Source organism: Bradyrhizobium sp. MOS003, assembly GCF_003020125.1.
Lineage (GTDB): Bacteria > Pseudomonadota > Alphaproteobacteria > Rhizobiales > Xanthobacteraceae > Bradyrhizobium.
Window position 1 is genome coordinate 1 of sequence record NZ_PYFW01000008.1, and the last position, 25,836, is coordinate 25,836.

Consider the following 25,836-nt stretch of genomic DNA (forward strand, 5'->3'; position numbering starts at 1 on the left):
CCGTGGGTGCCCGGCCGGCACCCGGTCTTCCCTGCGCCCTCTCCATTCAAGAGGGTGAAGAGATCAAGCAAAGCTCGGGCGAAATCCGCCGCGAGGATGCAAATCTGTGTCTGCGGAGCGAGATGCGGATTGAAGGAGCGAGCCCATCACCACGTCATTGCGAGCGCAGCGAAGCAATCCAGAGTCTTTCCGCGGAGGGATTCTGGATTGCTTCGCTGCGCTCGCAATGACGACGTTGGATGCAGTGTGCGCGAAAACCACGCTCTCGTGCCCCGGACGCAGCGCAGCGTCCCTTCGACGATGCGCTGCAGAGCCGGGGCCCATGCATCAACAGGCCCTGGCTTGCTGGGTCCCCGCTCTGCGCAGCAGCGCAAGGACGCTGCAGCGCGTCCGGGACACGAGAGAGACCCACGATCGCCATGCCTCCCCTTAGCGAGAGCACTTGCCACAAGCAATCCAGACTGTCTCCGCGAAGGCGTTCCGGAAGCCCGGACTGAATGCGCCGCGCGCGAAGCTGTGTCTCACTCCCCCTGGACCCATTCGGCGACGCCGCGCCACAGCGTGTCGCGGTGCTCGGGGCGGAAGAAGCCGAAATGGCCGATTGCCCTGGCGCCGACGTCGGACGGCTTGACGTCGAGCACCTCGGGCTTGATCGCGGTGAAGCCGCTCGCGAGCAGCTCGACCGCCGGCCGCGTCGCCCAGGGATCGTCTGAGAAGCACAGCGCCCGCAGCTCGCCCTTGAACTTTGCAAAATTCTCCAGCGCCGGCAGTTTGGAATCGAAGAGGTAGCGCGGGCTCGAGACCCACTCGGCCCATTGCAGGAAGACGTCCTTGGGCAAATCCTCGCCGACGCCGGCCCAGCCCGGCGCATAGCCGAGCGTATGGGCGAGCGGTACGCCGATGAGGTTCATGAAGGCGAAGACGCGGTATTTCTCCGGCGAGGTCATCAGCCGCCAGGTCGCGGCCTGCGAGGCCACGAAGGCGGCACGCGAGATTTCGCTGTTGTTGGCGATCAGCCCCAGCGCCTGGCCGCCGAAGGAATGGCCGACATAGGCAAGCGGCAGCGTGTTGTACCGCTCGCGCATCCAGCTGACCGCGGCGGTGACGTCGAGCGCGGCCCAGTCCGACATCGAGGCCTTGAAGCCGACCAGCGATTTCGGCTGGTTGTAGCCGACCATCGCGGGGCGCCGGCTATCGCCGATGCCGCGATAGTCGTAGGTGAGCACCGCGCAGCCCCGATGGGCGAGATAGGAGGCAAAGCCGCGATAAATTTTTCGCGGCACCGCGGTCGCGGAGTTGATCAGCACGGCATGGCGCTTTGTGCCGCGCGGCAGGAACAGGGTGCCGGTCAGGGCATACCCGTCGGTCGCCGGGAAATTGATCTCGTCGATGAAAACGTCGTCCGGTGCCGCGTCCATGGGCGCAAGGTATCCTGCCAGTTGCCTCGCCCGCCCAGCAAATGCGAATTTGGCTTTCCCCGCAAGGGTTTGCCGTTCAAGGCGGATTTACGTCTGGCGATGTCGTGCCAGCCTGTGTATAAGGCGGCCCTCGCAACCCCTAGATCAGGTTGTGCTTTTTGCTTCACGGAGAGATTGCGATGTCCGAGCGGTGGACGCCCGAGTCCTGGCGCAGCAAGCCGGTGCTACAGGTGCCCGATTATCCCGACGCCAAGGCCCTGGCCGACGTCGAGGCGCAGCTTGCGACCTTTCCGCCGCTGGTGTTTGCGGGCGAGGCGCGCAACCTGAAGAAGGCGCTGGGGCGCGTTGCGGCCGGCGAGGCTTTCCTGCTGCAGGGCGGCGACTGCGCCGAGAGCTTCGCCGAGCACGGCGCCAACAACATCCGCGATTTCTTCCGCGTGCTGCTGCAGATGGCGGTGGTGCTGACCTATGCCGGCGCCGTGCCGGTGGTGAAGGTGGGGCGCGTTGCCGGCCAGTTCGCCAAGCCGCGGTCCTCGCCGACCGAGAAGATCAATGGCGTCGAGCTGCCGAGCTATCGCGGCGACATCGTCAACGACATCGCCTTCACCAAGGAAGCGCGCATTCCCGATCCGCAGCGCCAGCTGATGGCCTATCGCCAGTCGGCCGCGACGCTGAACCTGCTGCGCGCCTTCGCCACCGGCGGTTACGCCAATCTCGGCAGCGTGCATCAGTGGATGCTCGGCTTCCTCAAGGATAGTCCGCAGTCCCGCCGCTACAAGGAGCTGGCCGACCGCATCTCGGACGCGCTCAACTTCATGCGCGCCTGCGGCCTCGATCTCGAGGCCCATCCCGAGCTGCGCGCCACCGATTTCTACACCAGTCACGAGGCGCTGCTGCTCGGCTACGAGCAGGCCATGACCCGCGTCGATTCCACCACCGGCGACTGGTACGCGACCTCGGGCCACATGATCTGGATCGGCGACCGCACCCGCCAGCTCGATCACGGCCATATCGAGTATTTCCGCGGCATCAAGAACCCGATTGGGCTGAAATGCGGCCCGTCGCTCAAGCCCGACGAACTCCTGAAGCTGATCGACGTGCTCAACCCAGACAACGAGCCGGGCCGGCTGACGCTGATCGGCCGCTTCGGCTCGGACAAGGTCGGCGAGCACCTGCCGAACATGATCCGCGCCGTGAAGCGCGAGGGCAAGGTGGTGGTCTGGTCCTGCGACCCCATGCACGGCAACACCATCACATCGACCTCGGGCTACAAGACGCGTCCGTTCGACCGCATCCTGTCGGAGGTGAAGTCGTTCTTCACGATCCATGCCGCCGAAGGCACCCATGCCGGCGGCGTGCATCTGGAGATGACCGGGCAGGACGTTACCGAGTGTATCGGCGGCGCTCGCGCGATCACGGACGAGCACCTCAACGACCGCTATCACACGGTCTGCGATCCCCGCCTCAATGCCGAGCAATCCATCGACATGGCTTTCCTGATTGCCGAGCTGCTCAAGCAGGAACGCGCGGGCAAGGCCACGCCGATGCCGGCCGCAGCGGGGCTCTAGGGTCTTGCTGCGGATCTGGAAGGCCACGATCAATTCCCGTAACGGTCTGGCCTTTGCGTTCCGATCGGAGCAGGCCGTCCGCGAGGAGATTTTTGCGCTCCTGCTGTCGCTGCCGCTGGCCTGGCTGGTCGGTGCGACCGCGATGCGCGCGGTCGAGCTGGTCTGTTCGGTTGCGTTCGTGCTGACCGTCGAACTGCTCAACACCGCGATCGAGAAGCTCGCCGACCGGCTGACGATGGATCACGACAAGCAGATCGGCCGGGTCAAGGACATGGGCTCGGCGGCGGTCGGCGTCGCGCTGCTGATGGCCGGCGCGTTCTGGATCATCGCCATCATCGAGCGACTGGGATTTATCTGATCGGAGCGCCGCGGCCATGACCGAACGTCTCAAAGCATTCGCGGTCACGCTCGCCCAGCTCAATCCGACCATGGGCGACATCGAGGGCAACGCCGCCAAGGCGCGCGATGCGCGCGCGCGCGCCATCGCCGACGGGGCCGATCTCGTGCTGTTTCCGGAATTGTTCATCGCCGGCTATCCGCCGGAAGACCTGGTGCAGAAGCCGGCCTTCCAGGCGGCCTGCCGCGCCGCGATCGAGGCACTGGCGCGCGAGACCGCCGATGGCGGGCCCGCCATGCTGATCGGCACGCCCTGGGCCGAGGACGGCAAGCTCTACAATGCCTGCGCGCTGCTCGACGGCGGGCGCATCGCCGCACTTCGCTTCAAATGCAATCTGCCGAACTACGGCGTGTTCGACGAGAAGCGGCTGTTTTCGCGCGGCCCCGCGGCGGGCCCCGTGACGGTCCGCGGCGTGCGCATCGGCGTCCCCATCTGCGAAGACATCTGGCTCGAAGAATCCGAGGATTACGAGAACGTGGTCGAGACGCTGGCCGAGACCGGCGCCGAGATCATCCTGGTGCCGAACGGTTCGCCTTACTCCCGCGACAAGAATGATGTGCGCCTGTCGGTCGCGGTCGCCCGCGTCACCGAGAGCGGGCTGCCGCTGGTCTATCTCAACCAAATCGGCGGTCAGGACGAACTGGTATTCGACGGCGCCTCCTTCGCGCTCAACGGCGATCTCTCGCTCGCAGCGCAACTGCCGTCCTTCGAAGATAGCATCGTCACGCTGCGCTTCACGCGAAACGGCGACGACTGGCGTTGCGCGGGACCGATCGCGGAGCAACCCGAGGGCGACAAGGCCGACTATGCCGCCTGCGTGCTGGGCCTGCGCGACTACGTCGTCAAGAACGGGTTTCCCGGCGTGCTGCTCGGCATTTCCGGCGGCATCGACTCCGCGCTGTGCGCGGCGATCGCGGTGGATGCGCTCGGCGCCGACCAGGTGCATGGCGTGATGCTGCCGTATCGCTACACCGCGGCACACTCGATCGCCGATGCGGGCGAGCTCGCCGGCCATCTCGGCATTCGCTATGAGGTGCTGCCGATCGCGGAGGCCGTGACCGGCTTCGAGACCATCCTCTCGGGCCTCTTCAAGAACCTGCCGCCTGACGTCACCGAGGAAAATCTCCAGGCCCGCAGCCGTGGCACGCTCTTGATGGCGATCTCCAACAAAACCGGGCTGATGGTGGTGACGACCGGCAACAAGTCGGAAATGTCCGTGGGCTACGCCACGCTCTATGGCGACATGAACGGCGGCTTCAACCCGATCAAGGACATCTACAAGTCACAGGTGTTTCGGCTGGCGGCCCTGCGCAACGGCTGGAAGCCCGACGGCGCGCTTGGGCCTGCAGGCGAGGTGATCCCGCCCGACATCATCACGCGGCCGCCGTCTGCGGAATTGCGCGAGAACCAGCGCGATGAGGACTCGCTGCCGCCTTACGACGTGCTCGACGCGATCCTGAAGCGTCTGATCGAGCGCGAAGAGCCGCTCGATCACATCATCGCCGCCGGTTTCGATCGCGAGACCGTCACCCGGATCGACCATCTGCTCAACGTCGCCGAATACAAGCGGCGCCAGGCCGCGCCCGGCGTGAAAGTGACGCCGAGAAATTTCGGCCGCGACCGCCGCTATCCGATCACCAACCGCTTTCGCGACAAGGGCGAGAAGCAGCCCGCGCCGGACGAGACGCTGGTCTCGCGCGGCAGCAAGGCGTCGATCGACGCATTCGAGGGGTGAGGGCACGGTTTGTTGGGCGGACGCCGTCGCCGCATTCCACAGTCATCATCCGCGAAAGCGGATGATCCAGTACTCCGCGGCGGGCATTGTCGGATACGCCATCTGCCGCGGAGTACTGGATGTCCCGCCTTCGCGTGGCATGACAGTTGAGATTGGAGCAGGCGCCTTACGCTATTTCTGCTGCTGCGGCAGGAATGTCGGGCCGACCGAGCGGATCGGCTTGTTCTCGGAGCTCGCAGCCGCGCCGGTATCCGGCGTCGCAGCCGGTGCAGCCGCCGTCGTCGGCGCGGGAGCTGCGCCCTTTTTGGCGTTCGCAGGCGTGCCCTTGTTGAGCCGCTGCTGCTGCATTTTCTTGGCGCTTTCCTCGGTGACGATGATGTCGCCCTGCTGCTCGGCCGCCGTCTTGTCGTCGGCGGATTTCAGCGCGTCCGCCCAGGTCTGGCCGGCCGCCTTGCAGGAGCAGGACGGGTTGAACTCGCTGCGGAATTTGAAAGCGGTCGGCAGCGCCGTGTAGGGCTGGCCGCTGATCGAGACCGCCGAGTTCATGTCCTCGCCGGGATTGCGATGGGTGTAGAGCACGGCTTCCGCGGCCGGGCACAGCGCCTTGCAGGTCTTCTCGTCGTCGGGGAAGCGCGCCGGCACCGTGGCAAACGAGACCGGGAAATAGGCGCCGTCGCAGGTGCGCACGCACACGGTGCGGAAAGTGCCGGATTGCGGCCCGAGATCGGAGGGCGGCACGCCTTGCGGATTGCCCGCGTTGTTGCCGCCGAACAGATTGCTGAGGAAGTTGCCGCCGCCTTGGCCTTGCGCGGCGTTGGCGTATTGCGGGCCGCAATTGTTTTGCGCCAGCGCCACTAGTACCGACCGGCGCTGACTGTCGCGCTCCGGGCTGTAGCCGCCGCCACCGCCGCCGCGCAGGCGTTCGAGATTGCCGGTGATCTGGTCCAGATTGGCGCGCATCTGCTGGATCTGGGTGTTGACCGGGCCACATTGGGCCGATTGGCCGTTGAACAGCGAGAAGAAGCCGGAGGAATCGCAGCCCATGCGCTTGGCCTGCATGGTGACGCGGTCGAGCTCGGCCTGCTGCTTGGCCTGGGAGTCCTGGTAACGGCGGATCTGCTCCTCACGTGCGGGGTCGCCACCGCCGCCGCGGTCGAGCGCCGCGAGCTGGCCTTCCAGCCGCACGCACATCGGATTGGGTCCAAGTCCGTTCTGACCGGGCTGCGGCGGCGGTCCGGGCGGGCCGGCCTGCGCGAAAGCGCCGGTGACGAGCACGGCCGTGCTCAAGAGCACGGTGCAGGCAAGGACGAAGCGGGCACGGGAGAGGGATAGGAATTCAGGCATATCCGCCATTCTAGCGAGGTCACGGCCCGATGTGACGTTCCACGTGACTTGGAAGGGCCGAAGCGCGCCCTCCCATAGCCGCTTCCTGCGGCATCGTCACGTCGTTTCGGGGGGCCAAGGGACCGGCCTAAGTTGCGCCAGCTCCGCGTAAATTAGCGCTGGCAGGTGATTGCGACATATTCGTCGCAATGGCCATGGGAGCAATTTGTGCCGGATTTGGGGACAGAGCCGGTAATTTCGTCGGGATCGACCCGGCGGTAGCTTGATGCCTGGGCAAAATCTCGTGACTGGCAATAGGTCCGGGCGACGGAGGCGCCGCATTTGTCACCCTTGGCCAGGCACTGGTCGCCGTAGCCGTTGGCGATGATGAAGACGCGGGTCTCGGCGCAGGCGCCGGATGCGGCGAGGATCGAGGCGCTGAAAATGAGCGCGAGCAAGGATCGCATGAAAATACCGAGAGACAAAAAGGTGGAACAATCAGGTTTCAAAATGGACTCAAATAGTTAAGGATATGAACTATCGGGATCCATCGTCCGGGTAAATGGCGTTCGCGCGGCTCCCTTGACGCGGGGCCGCCTCATAGCCCATATGTTCCGCATGAACGGTCTCCTCGCCATTTGCACCATTTGCGAGATTACGAGCTAGCGATTCGCTGGCTGGAGCCGTCTTTTCTCAAACACGTTGAGAGACCTGGACGCCCGGCCAACAGCCGACGGGTATCCATATGGAATTGCGCCTCTACGATACGCTGAGCCGGGAAAAGCGCACCTTCGTGCCGCTCGATCCCAAGAACGTCCGCATGTATGTCTGCGGACCGACCGTCTACGACTTCGCCCATATCGGCAATGCGCGGCCGGTGATCGTGTTCGACGTGCTGTTTCGGCTGCTGCGCCACCTCTACGGTGAGGCGCACGTCAAATATGTCCGCAACATCACCGACGTCGACGACAAGATCAACGACCGCGCCGCGCGCGATTTTCCGGGCCTGCCGCTCAACGAGGCGATCCGCAAGGTCACCGAGCAGACCGGCGAGCAGTTTCACGCCGATGTCGATGCGCTGGGCTGCTTGCGGCCGAGCGTCGAGCCGCGCGCGACCGAGCACATCGGCGAGATGCGCGAGATCATCGAGCGGCTGGTCAAGGGCGGCTTTGCCTATGTCGCCGAGGATCACGTGCTGTTCTCGCCGCAGGCGATGAACGCTGCCAATTCGACGCTGCCGCGCTATGGTGCGCTGTCGAAGCGTTCGCTCGACGAAATGATCGCCGGTGCCCGCGTCGATGTCGCGCCCTACAAGCGCGATGCCACCGATTTCGTGCTGTGGAAGCCGTCCAAGCCCGGCGAGCCGTCATGGCCGTCGCCTGCCGGAATCGCGGTTGAGGGGCGCCCAGGCTGGCACGTCGAGTGCTCGGCGATGGCCTGGAAGCACCTCGGCGAGCATTTCGACATCCATGGCGGCGGCATCGATCTCGTGTTTCCGCATCACGAAAACGAGGTCGCGCAGACCTGCTGCGCCTTCCATCGGGAGCGTATGGCGAATTATTGGATGCACAACGGTTTCCTGCAGGTCGAAGGCGAGAAGATGTCGAAGTCGCTCGGCAACTTCATCACCATTCACGAGCTGCTCAAGGATTGGCCGGGTGAGGTGCTGCGGCTGAACATGCTCAAGACGCACTACCGCTCGCCGATCGACTGGACCATGAAGTCGCTGGAGGAGAGCGCCAAGACGCTTGACGACTGGTATCGTGTCGCGGCCGACGTTGCGCCCGGCGAGCCGGCTGCGTCGGTGGTCGAGCCAGTGCTCGACGATCTCAACACGCCGCTTGCGATTGCAGCGATGCATGGCCTGCGTGGAGGTGACGTAGGCGCTCTGGCGGGCTCGTTGCGCCTGCTCGGATTCCTGTCCGAGAGTGCCGCGCAATGGGAAGGCCGCAAGCAGCAGGCCAGTGGCGTCGACGCCAAGGAGGTCGAGGGCCTGATCGCGGAGCGGACGGCGGCGCGTAGCCGCAAGGACTTCAAGGAATCCGACCGCATACGCGATCTGCTCGCTGCAATGGGCGTTGCGATCAAGGACTCCAAGGACGGCACCACTTGGGAGTTTTCGCGATGAAGCGGCCCGACACGCCTTTCCCGCGGCACTGGATCTATTACATCGCGCTGAAGATCGCGCTGCTCGCGGGCGCCGTGGCGCTGGCGCTTAAACTCTACGGGATGTGGTGAGGACGATGGGACAGACTTTGCCAAAGCCCGGCCTGCGGCCGTTCCTGCCCGATGACGTGCCGGTGCTCGCGGCGATCTTCGCGGCCAGCATCGAGGGGCTGACCGGTGACGACTATAACGAGGCGCAGCAGCAGGCCTGGATGGAGGCGGCAGAAGACGAAGAGTTCGGCAAGCGGCTCGCGGCCGATCTGACGTTGATCGCGACGATGGAAGGCTCGCCTGTCGGCTTCGCCTCGTTGCGCGGCGCCGATCACATCCACATGCTCTATGTGCATCCGGCTGTCGTCGGGCAGGGTATCGCGACCATGCTGGTCGACGCGCTGGAGAAGCTCGCCGGCGGCCGCGGCGCGACCAGCCTCTCAGTCGATGCCAGCGACACAGCGCAAGGATTTTTCGCCAAGCGCGGCTACGTCGCCATGCAGCGCAATACCATCACCGTTGGAGACGAGTGGCTCGCCAACACCACGATGAAGAAGACGCTCGGAGCGCCGCAATGAGCAAGGAGCGTCTCTATCTGTTCGACACCACGCTGCGCGACGGCGCGCAGACCAACGGTGTCGATTTCACGCTGACCGACAAGCAGGTCATCGCCGCGATGCTCGATGATCTCGGCATCGACTATGTCGAGGGCGGCTATCCCGGCGCCAATCCGACCGACACCGAATTTTTCGGCAGCAAGCCCAAGCTCGCCCATGCGCGCTTCACGGCGTTCGGCATGACGCGACGCGCGGGCCGCTCGGTCTCGAACGATCCCGGCGTGGCCGGGCTGCTGGAAGCGAAGGCCGACGCGATCTGCTTCGTGGCGAAGGCATCCGCCTATCAGGTGCGCGTCGCGCTGGAGACGACCAAGGAGGAAAATCTCGCCTCCATCCGCGACAGCGTTGCGGCGGCGAAGGCTGCCGGTCGCGAGGTCATGCTCGACTGCGAGCATTTCTTCGACGGCTACAAGGAAGATTCGAGCTTTGCGCTCGCTTGCGCCAAAGCCGCCTATGAGGCCGGCGCGCGCTGGGTGGTGCTGTGCGACACCAATGGCGGCACCATGCCTGATGAGATCGAGGCCATCGTCACCGAGGTGACGAAGCACATCCCCGGCGATCACGTCGGCATCCACGCCCATAACGACACCGAGCAGGCGGTGGCCAATTCGCTCGCCGCGGTGCGCGCCGGCGCGCGGCAGATCCAGGGCACGCTGAACGGTCTCGGCGAGCGCTGCGGCAACGCCAATCTGTGCTCGCTGATCCCGACGCTGAAACTGAAAAAGGACTTCGCCGACGCTTTCGAGATCGGCGTCACCTCCGAGAAGCTGGCGACCCTGGTCAAGGTTTCGCGCACGCTCGACGACATGCTCAACCGCGTGCCGAACCGGCATGCTCCTTACGTCGGCGAGAGCGCCTTCGTCACCAAGACCGGCATTCATGCATCCGCGGTGCTGAAGGACCCGCAGACCTACGAGCACGTGCTGCCGGAGACGGTCGGCAACCACCGCAAGGTCCTGGTCTCGGACCAGGCCGGACGGTCCAACGTCATCGCCGAACTCGACCGTGCCGGCATTCCCTACGAGAAGAGCGATCCGAAGCTGACGCGCCTCGTCGAGGAGTTGAAGGAGCGCGAGGCGGCCGGTTACGCCTATGAATCCGCCAACGCCTCGTTCGAGCTGCTGGCGCGCCGCACGCTCGGCAAGGTGCCGCATTATTTCGAGGTCGAGCAGTTCGACGTCAATGTCGAGCAGCGCTACAATTCGCATGGCGAACGTGTCACCGTCGCTTTGGCCGTGGTGAAGGTCGACGTCGCCGGCGAGCATCTGATCTCGGCCGCCGAAGGCAACGGTCCCGTCAACGCGCTTGACCTTGCCATGCGCAAGGATCTCGGCAAGTACCAGAAATACATCGAGGGCTTGACGCTGATCGACTACCGCGTGCGTATCCTCAACGGCGGCACCGGCGCGGTCACACGCGTCCTGATCGAGAGCGAGGACGAGAACGGCGACAGCTGGACCACGGTCGGCGTTTCCCCCAACATCATCGACGCCTCGTTCCAGGCGCTGATGGATTCGGTGATCTACAAGCTCGTGAAGTCTGGCGCGCCGGCGTAAGGCCATGGCGGCGCCACAAACGCCGTCATTGCGAGCGTAGCGAAGCAATCCAGAATCCCTCCGCGGGAACAGTCTGGATTGCTTCGTCGCAAGGGCTCCTCGTAATGACGAGGAGGAGAGGGGGAGCGCCGCCAATGATCGACCACATCTCCGTCGGCGTCAGCGATCTCGAACGCTCCGCAAAATTCTACGAAGCCACGCTCGCCGCCCTCGGCCTTTCGCGCCTCGTCACGCGGCCGCGCACGGTCGGTTTCGGCAAGGCCTATCCGGAATTCTGGATCAATCTGCGCGAAGCCATGCCGCCCGTAGCCCCCGAAAGCGGCGTTCATATCTGCCTGCGGGCGAAGACGACAAGCGAGGTCGATGCTTTTCACGCCGCAGCGCTGTCCGCCGGCGGCGCCTCGGACGGTGCGCCCGGCATCCGTCCGCACGATCGCGTGCGCTACTACGCGGCGTTCGTCGCCGACCCCGACGGTAACCGGATCGAGGCGGTGACGTTTCCGGCAGAGTAGGGCGCTACAGCTTGCGCGCGACTTCCGGCGCGAGATCGCGCTGGCTGTCGGGAATCTGCGCAGCCGCGGCGCGGAGCCGCGGGACGATCTCCTCGACCTTGTCCGCCTTCAGGATATCGACGGAAAGACCGGCGCGAATGAACTGGGTTTGCCGCATATGGGACACCAGAGAGAACAGTGGCTCCCAGAAGCCGTCGACATTGGCGAGTAGCACCGGCTTGGCGTGACGGCCGAGTTGCTGCCAGGTCAGCTGCTCGACCAGCTCTTCGAGCGTGCCGAGCCCGCCGGGCAAGGCCACGAAGGCGTCGGAGCGCTCGAACATCAGCCGCTTGCGCTCGTGCATGTCTGGCGTGACGACCATCTCCTGCACGCGGGTCAGCGCGTTCTCGCGCATCCGGAGGAAGTCAGGGATGATGCCTGTGACAGTGCCGCCGTGATCCAGCACCGAGGTTGCGACCGCCCCCATCAGGCCGAGCGAGCCGCCGCCATAGACGAGGCGGATTTTGTTGTCCGCCAGCGATTTGCCAAGCGCCTTCGCCGCTTCGATGAAGTTGGGATTGGTTCCGGGGCCGGAGCCGCAATAGACGCAGACGGTTTTGATCGTGCTCATTGGTGCCATGATGCATTGCAGCGAAGAGGCGTCAAGCCCAATCGGTGATTCGATACTCCCGGGAATTTATCGGTAAATGGCGACAAACAATGAAGATACGCCATCTGGCGGGGTGCGTTCGCCCTCGGAAGCTTCTATATGACGAGCGAAAATCGTGAATCGCAACGCGGCCCGCATTCGGTGGGCTTTCAGGCTGTTTTGATGAATCCTCCCCATTCGCCCCATGGCTCCGAGGCGCCCGAGCCGGCCGGCGGACCGCTGGAACGCGCGACGCTGATGGGCACGCTGGCGCATCTGTGGCCCTATATCTGGCCGGGCGATCGCTTCGACCTGAAGATGCGCGTGGTCTGGTCGATGGTGCTGCTGCTCGCCGCCAAGCTGATCACGCTCACGGTTCCCTTCAGCTTCAAATGGGCGACCGATGCTCTGACCGGCGCCAACACGGCGCCGGTGCAGGCGGACAATTGGCACCTCTGGGTGATCGCCTCGCCGCTGCTGCTCACCGCGAGCTACGGCGTGATGCGGATTGTGATGGCGGTGCTGACGCAATGGCGCGACGGGATCTTTGCCCGCGTGGCCATGCATGCGGTGCGCAAGCTCGCGACCATCACCTTCATTCACATGCACGAGCTCTCGCTGCGCTTCCACCTCGAGCGCAAGACCGGCGGCCTGACGCGCGTGCTCGAGCGCGGCCGCGAGGGCATCGAGGTCATCGTGCGCATGGTGATCCTGCAACTGATCCCGACCATCGTCGAGGTCTCGTTGCTGCTCGCGGTGTTGCTGTGGCAGTTCGACTGGCGCTACGTGGTCGCAACCCTGATCACGGTGACGGTGTACATGTACTACACCTATGTCGCGACGGAGTGGCGGATCGGCATCCGCCGCAAGATGAACGATTCCGACACCGAGGCGAACACCAAGGCGATCGACTCGTTGCTCAACTACGAAACCGTCAAATATTTCAGCGCCGAGGCGCGCGAGGCGCAGCGCTATGACAAGTCGGTCGCGCGCTACGAGGAGTCGAGCATCCAAGCCTACACGTCGCTCGCCGTCCTCAACACCGGACAGGCCGTGATCTTCACGCTGGGTCTGACCGCGACCATGCTGATGTGCGCGATCGGGGTGCGCAACGGCACCAACACGGTCGGCGATTTCGTGCTGGTCAACGCGATGATGATCCAGCTCTACCAGCCGCTGAATTTCATGGGCATGGTCTATCGCGAGATCAAGCAGGCGATCATCGACATCGAGAAGATGTTCAACGTCCTCGGCCGCGAAGCCGAAATCAAGGACGTGCCCGATGCGAAGCCGCTGGTGGTCTCCGCCGGCAATGTGCGCTTCGAGGACGTGCGCTTTGCCTACGAGCCGGCGCGGCCGATCCTGAAAGGTATCAGCTTCGAGGTGCCGGCCGGCAAGACGGTCGCTATCGTCGGCCCGTCGGGTGCGGGCAAATCGACCATCTCGCGGCTCCTGTTCCGTCTCTACGACATCTCCGGCGGCAGGATCCTGATCGACGGCCAGGACATTCGCGAGGTCACGCAGTCCAGCTTGCGCGCCTCGATCGGCATGGTGCCCCAGGACACCGTGCTGTTCAACGACACCATCCGCTACAACATCCGCTACGGTCGCTGGGACGCCAGCGATGCCGAGGTCGAGGAGGCGGCGCAGCTGGCGCAGATCGATCGTTTCATCCGCATGGCACCGAAGGGCTACGAGACCCAGGTCGGCGAGCGCGGGCTGAAACTGTCGGGCGGCGAGAAGCAGCGCGTCGCGATCGCGCGCACCGTCTTGAAGGCGCCGCCGATCCTGGTGCTGGACGAGGCGACTTCGGCGCTCGATACCCATACCGAGCACGAGATCCAGGGCGCGCTCGACCGCGTGGCGAAGAACCGCACCTCGCTGGTGATCGCGCACCGGCTTTCGACCATCGTCGGGGCCGATGAGATCATCGTGCTGGACCAGGGCCGCATTGCCGAGCGGGGGACCCACGCCCAGCTGCTCGCGCATGGCGGTCTCTATGCCAGCATGTGGAACAGGCAGCGTGAGGCGGAGGCTGCCCGCGAGAAACTGGCCAAGATGGCCGACGCCAGCGAGGCGCCCAACCGGGAGCCGCCGCCGGTCGACGACGCCCTGACGGCGCCTGCGGCAGCGGTGTGACCTTGTCTCCGGTCCCAACTCTGGCCTAAACAGGCCCGCGCGACGACCCGCGCCATTAACCCCGAGCGGCAAATAGCAATGTCCATTCTCGATTCGATCCAGCGTCAGATCCCGCCGATCCACAAGGAGGGCTATCCCTTCATCGGCGGCTTTGCGCTGGCAAGCCTTGTCCTGTTCTGGCTGTGGTCGCCTCTGGGGTGGATCGGCACGATCCTGACGGTGTGGTGCGCGCTGTTCTTCCGCGACCCCGTCCGTGTGACGCCGGTGCGCGATGGGCTGGTGGTGTCGCCGGCCGACGGCCGCGTCTCGATGATCACCATGGCGTTGCCGCCGGCCGAGCTCGGGCTCGGCGACCGGCCGCTGCCGCGAATCTCGGTGTTCATGAGCGTGTTTAACTGCCACGTGAACCGCGCTCCGGTCGCGGGCCGGGTGGACCGCATCGCTTACCGGCCCGGCCTTTTCATCAATGCCGAGCTCGACAAGGCCAGCGAGGACAATGAGCGCAACTCGCTGGTGATCTCGACGCCGACGGCGCGGATCGGCGTGGTGCAGATCGCAGGGCTCGTCGCCAAGCGCATCGTCTGCTTCGTCAGGGAGGGCCAGGCGATCGGCGCCGGGGAGCGCTTCGGTCTGATCCGCTTCGGCTCCCGGCTCGATGTCTATCTGCCTGTGGGGACCAAAGCGCTGGTCTCGGAAGGGCAGACCGCGATCGCCGGCGAGACGATCCTGGCCGATCTTGCCGGAGACGACCCCAGCCGCGCCTTCCGCGCCAATTAACCAGGCCTGTGGGGGCCTCCCGCCCCAATGGCGGAGGGAGACGCGGCTTGCTATATCTCGCCTCGAGGTGAGGACCCGCGATGACGCCCTATGACTTCAAAGACCCCGATGTGCGCCGCCGGCGGTTCCGCCCGATTCCGGTGCGGATGCTGGTGCCCAACGTCATCACGCTGCTGGCGATCTGCGCAGGCCTGACCTCGATCCGCCTGTCGATCGAGGGGCGGATGTCGCTCGCCGTCTACGCCATCGTGTTCGCGGCCGCCCTCGACGGTATCGACGGCCGCATCGCGCGCATGATCAAGGGGCAGTCCAAGTTCGGCGCCGAGCTCGACAGCCTTGCCGATTTCGTCAATTTCGGCGTCGCCCCCGCGCTGATGCTGTATTTCTGGCAGCTGCACGAGCTCGGCAATGCCGGCTGGATCGCCGCCATGGTGTTCGCGATTTCCGGCGGCCTGCGCCTTGCGCGCTTCAATGCCACCATGGATGATCCGAACAAGCCGGCCTTCGCTGCCAATTTCTTCACCGGCGTGCCGGCGCCGGCCGGCGCGATCACCGTGCTGCTGCCGATCTATGTCGCGTTCCTCGATCTCGGCCGCTGGCCCGCCGTGATGACGGCAGCCTATACGCTGCTGATCGCCTTCCTGATGGTATCTCGCCTGCCGGTGTTCTCCGGCAAGACCAAGCGCATGCGCGTGCCGCCCGAACTGGTGTTGCCGGCATTCGTCGCGGTGATCGTCTTCATCGCGCTGCTGATCGCCTATCCCTGGCACGTGCTGTCGATCGGCACGGTACTGTATCTTCTCGCTTTGCCGCTCGGCTACAAATCCTATCGCGACCAGGCGCGCGCGATGGAGGCGACCGGGCCCTCGGGAAGCGAGGTCACCTCGCCGCCATCGGCACCGACGCTGGCGAATTTGTCGGAGCCTCCCAACGACGACGACGACGACCGTCCCGGACGGCTGCACTGAACGGCGGCACGCGGATATCTGCCATGAGGCCCCCCGAGTTGGGTTGAGACCTGATCTCGGCTATATCGCCCTGTGACGGCGGCATCGCGTCAATCAGCCGCCAATCTGGGAGAGAACGCCGTGACCGAAAAAGCGACCGGGCCGCTGCCCGCTTCCGTCCTCGAAGCGCTGGGCCGCTACGACACGCCGACGATCTGCAACGCCATGGAGATCGTGGCGCCCGAGCGCCGGCTGATCGGCTACACCACCAAGCAACTGGTCTGCCCGTTTCCCGACCTGCCGCCAATCGTCGGCTATGCCCGCACGGTTGCGATCCGCTCGGTGCTGAAATCCTCGCTGCCCGCCGAAGAGCAGTCGAAGCGCCGCATCGAATATTACGAATATGTCGGCACCGGCCATGGACCGCGCATCTCGGTGATCCAGGACATCGACGGCCCCGATGTCGGCTACGGCGCGTTCTGGGGCGAGGTGCAGAGCAACGTGCACAAGGCGCTCGGTTGTCTCGGCGTCATCACCGACGGCTCGATCCGGGACATCCCGCAATGGGCCCCTGGCTTCCAGGCGCTGGCGGGCTCGATCGGCCCCTCGCATGCCTGGGTGCATGCGGAAAGCTTCGGCGGCGAGGTGCGCGTCGCCGGCATGACCGTGAAGTCCGACGATCTGATCCACGCCGATCAGCATGGCGCCATCGTGATCCCGCTCGACATCGCTGCCAAGCTGCCGGAGGCCGCCGAACTCTGCGGCCGCCGCGAGACGCCGATCCTGGAGATCGCCCGCAGTCCCGATTTCTCGCTGGAGAAGCTGAAGGCGGCGCTGAAGCGCTCGGCGGAGATTCACTGAGCTTACGGCGATGATGCCTGCCGAGGGCCGCCCTGTTCGGTCAGAAACAGTGCGGCCTGATCGGGCTCACCGAGCATCGCGGCGGCGCATCCGATCAAGGTGAAGCCGCCTGCGAGATCCCACAGCGTGATGTCGTCTGCGCTGTGGGTGCTGTGAATCAATCGTGCTGCAATCACGGCGAACGCTGCTTCGACGAAGAGCAACGCGCTGAATGCCGGCAGGACGAGTTCCGGCTCGAGCAGGTGAAGCGCCAGCACCGCCGGCACCGCGGTGAGAAGACTGAACAGCGTCAACATTGCGATGGCTCCCGCCATGGGCATGTCGCGCTGCTACATGACAGCAAACGAACCACGGCTTCGATGTGGCGCAGGGCCGCAGCCGCAGCGCGCCCTGTTGCGGCCGGTATGGTTAGCGAACGGTTGAAATTCCTATCGCCGGGCGGCAATTCGTGGCTCGCAAGCGCGGCTACCACGCTGTCCGAACTTAACCTTTACGCGGCTTTAAGGGCGGCGCTCTAGGGTTCCTGATGCGGTTCGGGGTTGGGCCGCGCCAGCGGCCAGGACGGCCGTTGTTGCGTACGCGTTGGAGTATGCCATGGACATTATGACAGGCGCCGGACTTGCGGGCGGATTAGCCGTTATTGTGGCCATGGTGCTGATGGGCGGCGATCTGCACATGTTCATCAGTGAACATGCGATGATCATCATCTTCGGTGGCTCCGGCGCCGCGACCATGATCCGTTTCCCGCTGTCGGTGCTGATGCACGGCCTGCCGCTCGGAATGAAGTTTGCCTTCACGATGAGCCGGCTGTCGGCGCATGACCTGGTGGACGAGCTTGCCCGCATCGCCGAGATTGCCCGCAAGCAGGGACCGGTGGGACTGGAAAAGGTCGAGACCGACGAGCCGTTCCTCGCCAAGGGCATCCGCTACGTCGCCGACGGTTACGACCTCGATTTCATCAGAGACAATCTGGAGCGCGATCGCGACAATTTCCTGTTGCATCTCAACGAAGGCAGCAAGATCTACCGCGCGATCGGCGACTGCGCGCCCGCGTTCGGCATGATCGGAACGCTGATCGGCATGGTGCAGATGTTCTCGAACATGTCGGATCCCTCGAAGCTCGGCCCCTTCATGGCGACCGCGCTGCTGGCTACGCTCTATGGTGCGCTGGTCGCGAACCTGCTTTGTCTGCCGATCGCCGACAAGCTGCACACGAAGCTGATCGACGAAGAAACCAATCGTACGCTGATCATCGACGGCATTCTGATGATCCGCGATTCCAAGAGCCCGACCTTGGTGCGCGAGATGCTTCTGGCCTATTTGCCTGAGAAGCATCGCCATGCCGAAGGCGAGCCGGTTCCGGCGTGACGACTTACGCCGGGGTCTGACCGATGGCAAAGAAGAAGCGCGAAGAAGCACACGGCGGCCATGGCTGGTTCGTGACGTTCGCCGATCTGATGGCCTTGCTGCTGGCGTTTTTCGTGATGCTGGTCGCGTTTTCAACCCAGGACGCCAATAAACTGAAGATCGTTGCAGGCTCCATGCGCGAAGCCTTCGGCGTCCAGAGCGAAGCCCGTTACGCCGGCATCATCGAATCCGACGGCCTGCCGACCCGCGCGCGGCTGAAGAACGTCGACCACATCCAGCCAGAAGAGTCGTCGAACACGCCGACGCCGGACCAGGAGGATCACGACAAGACCTCGGGCGCGAGGATGAAGGTCGACCGAAATTTCGCGCTGGCCGCCGCCTCGCTGAGGCAGGCGCTACAGGACATGCCGGAACTGACCGAGATTTCCAAGCACATCATGTTCGAGGAGACCAAGCAGGGCCTCAACCTGGAGATCGTCGACCAGGACGGCCGTTCGATGTTCGCTGACGGCTCCAAAGTGCCCTATGATCGCACCCGCCGGCTGGTCGAGAAACTCGCGATCCCGCTCAAGGCCACGCCGCTGCGCGTCTCCATCGCCGGCCACACCGCGGCTGGCTTCGTGCCGAACCGCAGCGACTATGGCGCCTTCGATCTGTCGGCCGACCGCGCCAACGCCGTGCGCCAGATCCTCGAACGCGAGGGCCTGCCGCCGTCGCACATCTTCGCCGTCTCCGGCAAGGCGGATACCCAGCCGCTGTTTCCCGACGATCCCTCGCTCGCGGCCAACCGGCGGGTGACCATCACCTTGATGCGCGAAGATCCGCCGCTGCCGCCGAATCTGAAGCCCTAGGCCTCTTGCGCTACCATTTTACCTGAGGCATGTCGTCACGCTAGCGACGAACGTGGCCGCGACGTCACAGCATCCGGCTCGGCGCCTGCTATGGTGGTGGGCCGATTGACAGGCGCGCCGGAAGCGTCGAAAGGCGCCGGATCAATTCCAGGGAAGAAGCGTTTTCCACCTCCATGACGGCGAGCATCACACAGGCCGAGACCCAGGACGGGCCGGTCACCTCGGGCTTTTGGTCCCTTACTCTCGGGAGCATTGGCGTCGTCTTTGGCGATATCGGCACCTCGCCGCTTTACGCATTCCATGAGGCCGTCAGAGGCGCAGCCCATGGCGAGCCGGTCTCCCGGGTCATCGTGCTCGGCGTGCTCTCGCTGATCCTGTGGGCGCTCTTTATCGTCGTCACCGCCAAATACGTCCTATTGCTGCTGCGCGCCGACAACAACGGTGAGGGCGGCACGCTCTCGCTGATGGCGCTTGGTCAGCGCGCGCTCGGGCGGCGAAGCTGGTTCCTGCTCGCGCTCGGCGTGGTCGGCGCCTCCATGTTCATCGGCGATTCCATGATCACGCCGGCAATCTCGGTGCTGTCGGCGGTCGAAGGTCTCAAGCTCGCCACGCCGGCGTTCGAGCACTATGTCGTGCCGCTCACCGTCTTCATTTTGGTGCTGCTGTTCGCGGTCCAGAGCAAGGGGACGGCGCTGGTGGCCTCGGCGTTCGGACCGGTGATGGTGATCTGGTTCACCTGCCTGGCGGTGATGGGCGCCGTCCATATCGCCGACGATCCGTCGGTGCTGGCCGCGATCAACCCCTATTACGCGCTGGAATTCCTGCTGTCGCACGGCACGATCGGCCTCGTCACGCTCGGTGCCGTCTTTCTGGCGGTCACCGGCGGCGAGGCGCTCTACGCCGATCTCGGCCATTTCGGCCGCAAGCCGATCCAGTCGGCCTGGATGTTCTTCGTGCTGCCCTCGCTGCTGATCAACTATTTCGGGCAGGGCGCGCTGGTGCTCTCCGATCCCAGTGCGATCGAGCATTCCTTCTACCGCATGGTGCCCGAGTATCTGGTGCTGCCGCTGGTCGGACTTGCGACCGCGGCGACCGTGATCGCGAGCCAGGCGGTGATCACCGGCGCTTATTCGCTGGTCTACCAGGCGGTGCAGCTCGGCCTCTTGCCGCGCTTCGAGGTGCGCTATACCTCCGAAACTCATGCCGGCCAGATCTATCTGCCGCGCGTGAACCGGCTGCTGCTGATTGGCGTGATGCTGCTGGTGCTGTTGTTCCACACCTCCAGCAATCTGGCGTCCGCCTACGGCATCGCGGTCTCCACCACCATGGTCGCCGACGGCATCATGGGCTTCGTCGTGATCTGGAAGTTGTGGAACTGGCGCGCCGCGACAGCGGCCGCCGTCATCATGCCCTTCGTCATCGTCGACATGACTTTCTTCAGCGCCAATCTGCTCAAGCTGCTCGAAGGAGCCTGGGTCCCATTGCTGTTTGGCGTCGTCATGGCCGGGACGATCTGGACCTGGCGGCGCGGCACCGGAATCCTGATCCAGAAGACGCGCCGGATCGAGGTGCCGCTGGACGATCTGATCCGCAGCCTGGAGAAGCGGCCGCCTCACGTCGTCAAGGGCACGGCAGTATTCCTCACCAGTGATCCTTCGTTCGTGCCGACCGCGCTGCTGCACAATCTCAAGCACAATAAGGTGCTGCACGAGCACAACGTGATCCTGACCATCGAGACGGCGCAGACGCCGCGCGTCGACCTGGCGGAGCGGTTCCGCATGGAGAAGATCAGCGACAAGTTCTCCAAGGTCCGCCTGCGCTTCGGCTTCATGGAGCAGCCGAACGTGCCCAAGGCGCTCGCGATCGCGCGCAAGCAGGGCTGGCAGTTCGACATCATGTCCACGTCGTTCTTCGTGTCGCGGAGGTCGTTGAAGGCGTCGGCGCAGTCGGGCATGCCGTTGTGGCAGGACCATCTGTTCATCGCGCTCAGCCGGTCGGCCAACGATGCCACCGACTATTTCCAGATTCCCACCGGGCGCGTGGTTGAAGTCGGAACTCAGGTCACTATCTGAGCGGGACTGGCGCATCCATGCGGAAATTGCATGGCAAGTGCCCAAAATCGGGCTAGGCTATGCCAGCAGCGCAGGACTATAAGCCGCGCGCTCTTCCGCCGTTGTGCAGTGAAGCATTTTAGAGGCCATCGGGCTCTCCCATGACAAGTGACGTAGTGATTTCCGCCCCGGAAACGGCGGCGGCCAATGGGCATGGCGACGCCCACACGACCGCCGGCTTCAGGGCGCTGACGCTTGGCAGCATCGGGGTTGTCTATGGCGATATCGGCACCAGCCCGCTTTACGCGTTCCGTGAAGCGGTGATGGCCGCCTCGGGCGCGGAGGGGGTGCCGACGCCGGCTGCGGTGCTCGGCGTGCTGTCGCTGATCCTGTGGGCGCTGATCGTGGTAGTCACGCTCAAATACGTCGTGATCCTGCTCCGCGCCGACAACAATGGCGAGGGGGGCACACTGGCGCTGATGGCCTTGGCCCAACGCGCGGTCGGAACCGGCGGGGCGACCATCGTTCTGCTCGGCATCATTTCCGGTGCGCTGTTCTATGGCGATGCCGTGATCACGCCGGCACTCTCGGTGCTGTCGGCGATCGAGGGCATGAAAGACGTCACGCTGCGGTTCGAGCCCTATATCGTGCCGCTGACCGTGATCATCCTGGTTGGCCTGTTCGCCGTGCAATCGCGCGGAACTGCCCGGGTCGCCGCCTTCTTCGGCCCGATCATGTGCGTCTGGTTCGCTGTCCTTGCCGTGGCGGCGATCCATCCCATCATCCAGCAGCCGCAAGTCCTGTACGCGCTGAACCCGCTCTATGCGGTCTCTTTCATGCTCCACCACGGCATCATCGGCTTCGTCACGTTGGGGGCGGTGTTCCTGGCGGTCACCGGCGCCGAGGCGCTCTATGCCGACCTCGGCCATTTCGGCAAGCGGCCGATCCAGACCGCCTGGCTGTTCATCGTGCTGCCGTCGCTGGCGCTGAACTACCTGGGGCAGGGCGCGCTCGTGCTCGGCGATCCCGGCGCCATCGTCAGCCCCTTCTTCCAGCTCTTCCCGCAAGGCTTCTTCCGCGGCTGCATGGTCGTGCTCGCCACCATGGCAACCGTCATCGCCAGCCAGGCGGTGATCACCGGCGCGTATTCGCTGACGCGCCAGGCGATCCAGCTCGGTTTGCTGCCCCGCTTCGAAATTCGCCATACGTCGGAAGCCCATTCCGGCCAGATCTTCATTCCCCGCATCAACCAGCTGCTGCTGGTCGCGGTGGTGCTGCTGGTGCTGCTGTTCCGCTCGTCCAGCGCGCTGGCGTCCGCCTACGGCATCTCCGTCACCGGGACCATGGTGGTCACGGCGATGATGGGCTTCGTCGTGATCTGGAAGGTCTGGCGCTGGTCGCCGCTCGCGGCCGGAGCGCTGATTGCGCCGTTCCTGTTCCTCGACCTCACGTTCCTGGCCGCCAACCTGCTCAAGGTGTTCGAGGGCGGCTGGGTGCCGCTGGCGCTCGGCGCGCTCATGATCATCCTGATGTACACGTGGCGGCGCGGCAGCCGGCTGCTGTTCGAGAAATCGCGCAAGCTCGAGTTCCCGCTCGCCGATCTCGTGGCGATGCTGGAGAAGCGGCCGCCGCAACGGGTGCCCGGCACCGCCGTGTTCCTGACCTCGGACCCGCTCAGCGCGCCGACCGCACTGATGCATAGCCTGAAGCACTACAAGGTGCTGCACGAGAAGAACGTCATTCTCACCATCGAGACGGCGCAGACCCCGCGGATCGATCCGGCCGAGCGGGTCAAGCTGGAGCAGATCAGCCCGACCTTCTCCAAGGTGACGCTGAAGTTCGGCTTCATGGAATCGCCGAACGTGCCGAAGGCGCTGGCGATCGCCCGCAAGCTCGGCTGGCAGTTCGACATCATGTCGACCTCGTTCTTCCTGTCGCGCAGGACGCTCAAGCCGGCCGCCCATTCCGGCATGCCGCGTTGGCAGGACCGGCTGTTCATCTCGCTCAGCCGCTCCGCCAACGACGCCACCGACTATTTCCAGATCCCGAGCGGCCGGGTGGTCGAGGTCGGCACCCAGGTGACGATCTAGCCGCCAGGCAACGCCGCACTTCAAGTCGCTGCGATTTAGCTTTAACTTGCGCCCCGGGGCTCAAGCCTTTGTAGCGCTTGATTTTCGTGAGCCGAGAGGCGAGGTTGCCGCCGGCCGGGACACGTCCGGCGGGCACGCGCGACGTTGGAGGATGATGTGGCAAACCAGGTGCAGGATCTGACCCCGGACGAGGTCTCCAAGGGCGTCGCGGAGGGCCGCTATCTCCTCGTCGACGTGCGCGAGCCGAACGAGGTCGAAGCCGAGGCCTATCCCTACGGCGTCGTGGTGCCGCTCTCGACCTTCGATCCCAAGGCGATCCCGGATCCCCAGGGCAAGGACGTCGTGTTCGCCTGCCGCTCCGGCAAGCGCTCGGTGACGGCTTCGCTCGCGGCGCAGGCGGCGGGCCTGCCGTACGACAAGCATCTGGCCGGCGGCATGCTAGGCTGGAAGGCGGCGGGCCTTCCGAGCAAAGTCGGTGGCTGACCCCGCGATGACGACCAAGAGCTCCGCGCTGAACAAGGTCTTCGCCGACCTTCCCGTCACCATCTTCGAGGCGATGTCGCAGGCCGCGCGCGACAACGCCGCCATCAATCTCGGCCAGGGCTTTCCCGACGATCCCGGCCCGGAGGACATCCGTCGCGCCGCGGCGGAGGCCTCGCTGAACGGCTACAACCAGTACCCCTCGATGATGGGCCTGCCGGAGCTGCGCCAGGCGATCGCCACCCATTACGGCCATTGGCACGGGCTCAAGCTCGATCCGATGAGCGAGGTGATGGTGACCTCCGGCGGGACCGAGGCGCTGACCTCGGCGATCCTCGCAGTGGTCCAGCCCGGCGACGAAGTGGTCTGCTTCCAGCCGGTCTATGATTCTTACTTGCCGATCATCCGCCAAGCCGGTGGCATTCCGCGCCTCGTGCGGCTGGAGCCGCCGCACTGGCGCTTGAATGAGGACATGCTGAAAAGCGTCTTCAATTCAAAGACCAAGGCGGTGCTCTTTAACAATCCGCTGAATCCGTCCGCGGTGGTCTATCCGCGCGAGGACCTCGAGCTGCTGGCGCGCTACTGCCAGGAGTTCGACGTCATCGCCATCACGGACGAAGTGTGGGAGCACGTCACCTTCGACGAGCACAAGCATATCCCGCTGATCACCATTCCCGGTATGCGCGAGCGCACCATCAAGGTCGGCTCGGCCGGCAAGATCTTCTCGCTGACGGGCTGGAAGATCGGCTTCGTCTGCGCCGCGCCGCCGCTCTTGCGCGTCGCCGCCAAGGTGCACCAGTTCCTGACCTTCACCACCGCGCCGAACCTGCAGGCTGCCGTCGCCTACGGCCTCGGCAAGCCGGATGAGTATTTCCTGTCGATGCGCAAGGATTTGACGCGGAGCAGGGACCGCCTGACCAAGGGCCTGGAGAGCCTCGGCTTCCCCGTGCTGAAGTCGCAAGGCACCTACTTCCTCACCGTCGACCTGTCGCCGCTCGGGCTGAACGAGAGCGATACCGAGTTCTGCTGGCGGATCGTGAAGGACTACAAGGTCGCGGCGATCCCGGTCTCGGCCTTCTACGAGCAGGACCCGGTGACCTCAGTGGTCCGCTTCTGCTTCGCCAAGAAGGACGAGACCCTCGACACCGCGCTGGAGCGGTTGTCGGACGCGGTGCGCGGTCACAAGAGGTAGATTGAGATGAGGGACGTCGGCCGCTCCAGGCTTTGCCTCGGCTTTGCAATCGCCGCCGCGCTGACGCTTTCCACCCCTGCAAGGGCCGAGGAGCGGGTCGTCAACTTCTACAACTGGTCCAACTACATGGCGCCAGATGTCCTCGAGGCCTTCACCAAGGAGACCGGCATCAAGGTGGTCTACGACACCTTCGATGCCAACGAGACGCTGGAGACACGCCTGATGGCCGGCAAATCCGGCTACGACGTGGTGGTGCCCACCGCCTATTTCCTGCAGCGGCAGATCAAGGCCAACATCTTCCAGAAGCTCGACAAGGCGAAGCTGCCTAACCTCGCCAATGCTTGGCCGATGGTCACCAAGCATCTTGCGACCTACGATCCCGGCAACGACTACGCCGCCAACTATATGTGGGGCACGACGGGCATCGGCTACAACGTCGCCAAGGTGAAGGCGCTCCTCGGGCCGGATGCCAGGATCGACAGCTGGGACATCGTCTTCAAGGCAGAGAACCTCGCCAAATTCAAGGATTGCGGCGTCCACATGCTCGACTCCGCCGACGACATCTTTCCGGCGGCGCTGAACTATCTCGGGCTCGATCCGAACTCGACCAAGCAGGCGGACCTCGAGAAGGCCGCCGATGTCGTCGCCAAAGTCCGTCCCTCCGTGCGCAAGTTCCACTCTTCCGAATACTTAAGCGCGCTGGCCACCGGCGAGATCTGCTTCGTGGTCGGCTGGTCCGGCGACATCATGCAGGCCCGCGCCCGCGCCGCGGAAGCCAAGAATGGCATCGAGATCGGCTACGCCATTCCGAAGGAGGGCGCGCAGATGTTCTTCGACAATCTCGCGATCCCCGCGGACGCCAGGAACGTCAAGGAAGCCTACGAGCTGATCAACTATCTCTACCGTCCGGACGTCGCCGCCAAGAACTCGGACTTTCTGTCCTATGCCAGCGGCAACCTCGCCAGCCAGAAGCTGGTCGATCCGAAGATCCTCGGCGACAAGAACATCTATCCGGACGAGGCCGCGCTCGCGAAACTGTTCGTGATCACCGCGCGCGATCCGGCGACCCAGCGGGTGATCAATCGGCTGTGGACCAGGGTGAAGACGGGGCGCTGAGAGTACCCGTCATTGCGAGGAGCGAAGCGACGAAGCAATCCAGACCGTTTCCG

24 protein-coding genes are annotated in these 25,836 nt (G+C 64.7%); 19 read left to right on the forward strand and 5 right to left on the reverse strand.

Going from position 1 to position 25,836, the window contains the following annotated elements; all coding sequences use genetic code 11:
* A partial coding sequence (locus C7G42_RS35630) for a hypothetical protein (RefSeq protein WP_210205719.1) occupies positions 1 to 230 on the forward strand: 230 nt, incomplete at its 5' end.
* A gap of 291 nt (positions 231 to 521) precedes the next feature.
* On the opposite strand, the gene C7G42_RS27380 is transcribed toward C7G42_RS35630, so the two are convergent.
* Positions 522 to 1,418 carry an alpha/beta hydrolase family protein gene (locus C7G42_RS27380; protein ID WP_106952042.1) on the reverse strand — a complete coding sequence of 299 codons (897 nt, stop codon included), beginning with the start codon at positions 1,416 to 1,418 and terminating at the stop codon, positions 522 to 524.
* A gap of 179 nt (positions 1,419 to 1,597) precedes the next feature.
* Here C7G42_RS27380 and C7G42_RS27385 point away from each other — a divergent pair, with 179 nt between their 5' ends.
* Genes C7G42_RS27385 through C7G42_RS27395 form a run of 3 tightly spaced genes read left to right on the forward strand, consistent with a single transcriptional unit; the run spans position 1,598 to position 5,118 of the window.
* On the forward strand, positions 1,598 to 2,986 hold the full coding sequence (locus C7G42_RS27385; protein WP_106952043.1) for a class II 3-deoxy-7-phosphoheptulonate synthase: 1,389 nt from the start codon (positions 1,598 to 1,600) through the stop codon (positions 2,984 to 2,986).
* A gap of 4 nt (positions 2,987 to 2,990) precedes the next feature.
* The gene (locus tag C7G42_RS27390; RefSeq protein WP_094974787.1) at positions 2,991 to 3,344 is read left to right on the forward strand and encodes a diacylglycerol kinase; all 354 of its coding nucleotides are present in this window, start codon (positions 2,991 to 2,993) and stop codon (positions 3,342 to 3,344) included.
* Positions 3,345 to 3,360: 16 nt separating this feature from the next.
* Positions 3,361 to 5,118, forward strand: a complete 1,758-nt coding sequence (locus C7G42_RS27395; RefSeq protein WP_106952044.1) for an NAD+ synthase — start codon at positions 3,361 to 3,363, stop codon at positions 5,116 to 5,118.
* 171 nt (positions 5,119 to 5,289) lie between these two features.
* On the opposite strand, the gene C7G42_RS27400 is transcribed toward C7G42_RS27395, so the two are convergent.
* Both C7G42_RS27400 and C7G42_RS27405 read right to left on the reverse strand, forming a co-directional pair.
* On the reverse strand, positions 5,290 to 6,471 hold the full coding sequence (locus tag C7G42_RS27400; protein ID WP_106952045.1) for a DUF2865 domain-containing protein: 1,182 nt from the start codon (positions 6,469 to 6,471) through the stop codon (positions 5,290 to 5,292).
* Between the two features lie 143 nt (positions 6,472 to 6,614).
* Positions 6,615 to 6,908 carry a hypothetical protein gene (locus tag C7G42_RS27405; RefSeq protein WP_106952046.1) on the reverse strand — a complete coding sequence of 98 codons (294 nt, stop codon included), beginning with the start codon at positions 6,906 to 6,908 and terminating at the stop codon, positions 6,615 to 6,617.
* 278 nt (positions 6,909 to 7,186) lie between these two features.
* Here C7G42_RS27405 and cysS point away from each other — a divergent pair, with 278 nt between their 5' ends.
* From cysS to C7G42_RS27425, 4 genes are all read left to right on the forward strand, one after another.
* Positions 7,187 to 8,569, forward strand: a complete 1,383-nt coding sequence (cysS, locus tag C7G42_RS27410) for a cysteine--tRNA ligase (protein ID WP_106952047.1) — start codon at positions 7,187 to 7,189, stop codon at positions 8,567 to 8,569.
* 115 nt (positions 8,570 to 8,684) lie between these two features.
* Positions 8,685 to 9,176: a GNAT family N-acetyltransferase gene (locus C7G42_RS27415; protein ID WP_199581177.1), complete on the forward strand. Its 492-nt coding sequence runs from the start codon at positions 8,685 to 8,687 to the stop codon at positions 9,174 to 9,176.
* Positions 9,173 to 10,771: a citramalate synthase gene (gene cimA / locus C7G42_RS27420; RefSeq protein WP_106952049.1), complete on the forward strand. Its 1,599-nt coding sequence runs from the start codon at positions 9,173 to 9,175 to the stop codon at positions 10,769 to 10,771. Before C7G42_RS27415 ends, cimA begins: the two co-directional genes overlap by 4 nt.
* A gap of 134 nt (positions 10,772 to 10,905) precedes the next feature.
* Complete coding sequence (locus C7G42_RS27425) at positions 10,906 to 11,283, forward strand: VOC family protein (RefSeq protein WP_106952050.1); 378 nt, start codon at positions 10,906 to 10,908, stop codon at positions 11,281 to 11,283.
* Between the two features lie 4 nt (positions 11,284 to 11,287).
* Here the strand turns inward: C7G42_RS27425 and C7G42_RS27430 are convergent, their stop codons facing one another.
* The gene (locus tag C7G42_RS27430; RefSeq protein ID WP_199581178.1) at positions 11,288 to 11,893 is read right to left on the reverse strand and encodes an LOG family protein; all 606 of its coding nucleotides are present in this window, start codon (positions 11,891 to 11,893) and stop codon (positions 11,288 to 11,290) included.
* A 201-nt stretch (positions 11,894 to 12,094) separates the two neighbouring features.
* Between C7G42_RS27430 and C7G42_RS27435 the strand changes: the two genes are divergently transcribed.
* From C7G42_RS27435 to C7G42_RS27450, 4 genes are all read left to right on the forward strand, one after another.
* Positions 12,095 to 14,050, forward strand: coding sequence for an ABCB family ABC transporter ATP-binding protein/permease (locus tag C7G42_RS27435; protein ID WP_106952278.1), 1,956 nt, complete (start codon positions 12,095 to 12,097; stop codon positions 14,048 to 14,050).
* A 54-nt stretch (positions 14,051 to 14,104) separates the two neighbouring features.
* The gene (locus C7G42_RS27440) at positions 14,105 to 14,827 is read left to right on the forward strand and encodes a phosphatidylserine decarboxylase (RefSeq protein WP_283809866.1); all 723 of its coding nucleotides are present in this window, start codon (positions 14,105 to 14,107) and stop codon (positions 14,825 to 14,827) included.
* An 80-nt stretch (positions 14,828 to 14,907) separates the two neighbouring features.
* On the forward strand, positions 14,908 to 15,795 hold the full coding sequence (gene pssA, locus C7G42_RS27445; RefSeq protein WP_106952053.1) for a CDP-diacylglycerol--serine O-phosphatidyltransferase: 888 nt from the start codon (positions 14,908 to 14,910) through the stop codon (positions 15,793 to 15,795).
* Positions 15,796 to 15,915: 120 nt separating this feature from the next.
* On the forward strand, positions 15,916 to 16,635 hold the full coding sequence (locus C7G42_RS27450) for an RraA family protein (protein ID WP_162308497.1): 720 nt from the start codon (positions 15,916 to 15,918) through the stop codon (positions 16,633 to 16,635).
* 2 nt (positions 16,636 to 16,637) lie between these two features.
* Here C7G42_RS27450 and C7G42_RS27455 read toward each other — a convergent pair whose 3' ends face one another.
* Positions 16,638 to 16,931 (reverse strand): hypothetical protein, encoded by a 294-nt coding sequence (locus tag C7G42_RS27455; RefSeq protein ID WP_106952279.1) that lies wholly within the window; start codon positions 16,929 to 16,931, stop codon positions 16,638 to 16,640.
* Between the two features lie 298 nt (positions 16,932 to 17,229).
* Here C7G42_RS27455 and C7G42_RS27460 point away from each other — a divergent pair, with 298 nt between their 5' ends.
* From C7G42_RS27460 to C7G42_RS27490, 7 genes are all read left to right on the forward strand, one after another.
* Positions 17,230 to 18,003 (forward strand): motility protein A, encoded by a 774-nt coding sequence (locus tag C7G42_RS27460; RefSeq protein WP_106952054.1) that lies wholly within the window; start codon positions 17,230 to 17,232, stop codon positions 18,001 to 18,003.
* Between the two features lie 23 nt (positions 18,004 to 18,026).
* Complete coding sequence (locus C7G42_RS27465; RefSeq protein WP_094896445.1) at positions 18,027 to 18,854, forward strand: OmpA/MotB family protein; 828 nt, start codon at positions 18,027 to 18,029, stop codon at positions 18,852 to 18,854.
* 173 nt (positions 18,855 to 19,027) lie between these two features.
* Positions 19,028 to 20,926 carry a potassium transporter Kup gene (locus tag C7G42_RS27470; protein WP_199581179.1) on the forward strand — a complete coding sequence of 633 codons (1,899 nt, stop codon included), beginning with the start codon at positions 19,028 to 19,030 and terminating at the stop codon, positions 20,924 to 20,926.
* A gap of 140 nt (positions 20,927 to 21,066) precedes the next feature.
* The gene (locus C7G42_RS27475) at positions 21,067 to 22,995 is read left to right on the forward strand and encodes a potassium transporter Kup (protein WP_106952056.1); all 1,929 of its coding nucleotides are present in this window, start codon (positions 21,067 to 21,069) and stop codon (positions 22,993 to 22,995) included.
* 156 nt (positions 22,996 to 23,151) lie between these two features.
* Positions 23,152 to 23,478: a rhodanese-like domain-containing protein gene (locus tag C7G42_RS27480; RefSeq protein ID WP_026202463.1), complete on the forward strand. Its 327-nt coding sequence runs from the start codon at positions 23,152 to 23,154 to the stop codon at positions 23,476 to 23,478.
* A gap of 7 nt (positions 23,479 to 23,485) precedes the next feature.
* The gene (locus C7G42_RS27485) at positions 23,486 to 24,667 is read left to right on the forward strand and encodes an aminotransferase (RefSeq protein ID WP_106952057.1); all 1,182 of its coding nucleotides are present in this window, start codon (positions 23,486 to 23,488) and stop codon (positions 24,665 to 24,667) included.
* A 6-nt stretch (positions 24,668 to 24,673) separates the two neighbouring features.
* Positions 24,674 to 25,783: a polyamine ABC transporter substrate-binding protein gene (locus tag C7G42_RS27490; protein ID WP_106952058.1), complete on the forward strand. Its 1,110-nt coding sequence runs from the start codon at positions 24,674 to 24,676 to the stop codon at positions 25,781 to 25,783.
* Positions 25,784 to 25,836 lie beyond the last annotated feature (53 nt).